The organism is Eubacterium sp. AF15-50 (assembly GCF_934835595.1).
Lineage (GTDB): Bacteria > Bacillota > Clostridia > Lachnospirales > Lachnospiraceae > Eubacterium_G > Eubacterium_G segne.
The window spans coordinates 1-3,220 of record NZ_CAKVZL010000011.1 but is presented as its reverse complement, the minus strand read 5'-3'; the positions used below and the strand labels follow the sequence as shown (position 1 = coordinate 3,220).

Below are 3,220 nucleotides of genomic sequence, written 5' to 3'. Positions count from 1 at the left end.
TTCGCATTTCTCCACCATAGTCAAATACATGTCGGGAAATATTATACAATCCGCCTTTTGGAACGATCTCTTTATCCGGCGCTGCTCCATTATTTGTGATGCAAATGCTGTATTGATGATTTTCATTTTGCATCTTGATGGAGAGCTCTGTCGCACCGGCATGGCAGACGCCATTTGTCAGGCACTCGCGCATTGCAAGGATGCAGATACTAGCCAGTTCCTCTGACTCCGACAAATCTCCCACACACACCACTTCTACGCCAAGTGTCTTTGCATCCTGCAGAAATCTTTCAAAATCGCCTTCTTCCAGCGGATATTGGTTGTCGTTCCAGATTGCATTTACGGCGTGGCGAAATAAGCGCACCGCCTCTTTATCATCTGCATTCTCCTGTGTCAGACTCTGTCGGATCGCAGTCAGTCCGGCTCCCATCTGATCGTGAAGCTTTGTCTTTGCCGCAAGTACTTCTCGTTCACGTGTCAAGATTAACACATTATCCGACAGATAGCGGAGTTCTTTTGCTATTTCTTTTAACTGTTCGGTCTGCTTTGTCAGATTTATTTTTTCTTCATATTTTTTTGTAATATCCAGGAAAATAGCTTCTGTATAAGCCTTTCCTTTCCGGTCTGTCACTTCATTTTCCCGATAGCTCCATGCCTTCCCGTCAGGAAAAAGGTAGATTTCTTTGTTGTTAATCCGGCTCACGCCATAACGCTCACACAGGCACAGTGCCTCTTTTAATTCCTCTTGCTTTTGCAAATCTCTGTGAGCGATTGTTTGAAATAGGCGATACATCTGTTCATTGCAAAGTTTCACATATCCATCTTCTGTAAAATAACAGATTCCAATGGGCAATACATTCATCGCCTCTTTAATAGAATTCTGTCGGATTTTTTCTTTTCTTGTACGATGCAGCCAAAATCCTTCCCAGATAAGCAATCCATCGATCACACCGACGATGCACCACCAAATCCACAGTGAGACATCCGGCATTTGAAAATAAGCTGGTTTTCCTCGCTCTGCCTCGTAAGAATAGGCCAATGCATTTACAAGAAGAAACAAAAATACGAAGATTGCGATATTCATATGCCACTTTCGATTGTCGATCTTCATATCGTGGAAAACAAGAAGCAAGATCAAACTCGCCACGAGACTTAATAATATTGCCAGCATCAAAAATGTCTGCATTACGATTCACCTGCCTTTTCCACTGTAAATACAAATCGCCATATGCCATCTTCGCATGTGCAGGACTGTGCCATTTCTGAAAAACAGGCAAGATCGGTCTCGCTTTCGATCTCCATACAGAATAGAATATCTTCACTCTGACTGCGGAGCTTTATCCACACCGAAGCGCAGCTGTCTACACATTTTTCCACTACATTTTCAAAAAATTGATACATAACAACAGCATCTCTTACATAGATTTTCTCCCCTTCCGGGAATGAGCATGCGCAGTCAATATCTAACAATCGTAAACTGGAAAAGGATTCCTCTATACAGGCTTCCAGCTCGACGACGTCTGATACTTTTGATCTTTCTTCGATAAACTCTAGATTTCCGCGTCTTTTTATATATGTTCCAATGAGGCTGATTTTCACTAAAAGGATACGGCTTTTCTCCAGCTCTTCTTCCTCTTCGTAACGATTGAGCAATTCATTTAAAAGATTGATCTGTTTGGCAGTCTGTGTCTGCAGTTTGTCGAATAAGCGGTTTTTCTCACGCAGCATATTGATGGCTGCCTTCGTCTGATAATTTTCCTGCTCGATACAGTTACTTTCTTCGATCGTCTTTCTATTTTCTTCCATTCTCTCAAGAAGCTTAATAATGTCTTCCATATCTTCCTGCCAGAGAACATGACCGCCACGAATTGTTCGATTCTGGATCCGCGTCTTTTTATCGATCACCACATCCTTCTCCACCGCATCCTTCATCGTCTTTTTCGATAATGGCATTGCATTCGCAGACGCATAACAAACGTTGTAATTCTGATCCGTAATCTGAGCACCCAATGTACAGACTTCAAACAGTTGATCGTACCCAGTATTTGTCTGGATCAATCCGCAGCGCACACAGCTTTCCAGTATTCCAACGAAAAACAGACATAAGACAGCGGTAATGTCTCCGCCAATTTCCTGTACCCACGCCACACCGCTTATGAAGAGCACTGCATAGAGAACTGCAGCGCCGATCCCAAAAAGGGGAAGGTATTTCTTTTTCTGTGAATGCCTGCACTTGTAAATCATCAGAACAAAAGCAGTTAGAGCGCAGACTACTTCCCAAACCAACACCACATAATAGCCCCATCCGTATGTGTAATGACTATCTGACCACGCAGACCCTACCGGAAAAGAAAATACAAGCTGGTGCAAATCATTGGACAGCACAAGCAGAACTAAGACAGCTGTTGGAATATATACTCCTTTTAACCATTTAGGCAACCGATATTCTTCCGACTTTCCGAGAAAGAATGCTGCCTGCAATACTGCTACAGGAATGAACAACATCGGTATGTAATAGCTGTACCACAAGTAACGCGCGATCTGGTTATCCATTGTGAAAAAATATTTTGTCGTGCGCACAACAAACCAGAATATGATCAATTCTGCTATAAAAATCAATACATTCCGCACCGATTTCTGAATAACTCTTTTATAAATACTGATGCCCCATCCGATATATACTCCAACGTAGATCATTGTCCGCAGCATACCACATATAATGCGGAGCGAACTTATTTTTCCTAATCTGCGACAGAGCAATGCCGCGAGCATACATAGCAAAAAGAGCTGGATATTCAACTGTTCACTGGATTCGTTTTTCTTTTTCATTAGCGTATTCAAATGTATTCCTTTACTGTATTATTCTATATTTTCTATCACTTCTATCTTACTATATTTGCACAGTTTCGACCACATGATAACGCATTTTATACCATCGCCATAACTACTGTTGACACGCTTCGACTTGTAACCGTTTCGATAATCATCGGATTCTGAACGTTGTGATTTTGAATACCCCAAATGGTCATCCATTTCAGCTTCCATCATTTCCTTAATGGTGCCGCCTAAAAGATCCTTGAGCGCATCCTGAATGTCTTCTGCAGACTGGATATCGTACTCTTCCAGGAGCTGATGGATGATGTTTCGTTTTCCTTCGGTCATTTGTACTCGATGTACCGGTTTCTTTTGTCTTGCCATAATAAAAGGTCCTCCTAATGAT

At 42.0% G+C, this 3,220-nt stretch carries 1 protein-coding gene and 1 pseudogene; both read right to left on the bottom strand.

Going from position 1 to position 3,220, the window contains the following annotated elements:
- Positions 1-1,185 precede the first annotated feature (1,185 nt).
- A complete protein-coding gene (locus Q5O73_RS02525) occupies positions 1,186-2,829 on the bottom strand; it encodes a histidine kinase N-terminal 7TM domain-containing protein (protein WP_302668977.1) in 1,644 nt (547 codons plus the stop codon).
- A 108-nt stretch (positions 2,830-2,937) separates the two neighbouring features.
- Positions 2,938-3,198, bottom strand: a pseudogene (locus tag Q5O73_RS02520) (transposase); the annotation flags it as partial.
- Positions 3,199-3,220 lie beyond the last annotated feature (22 nt).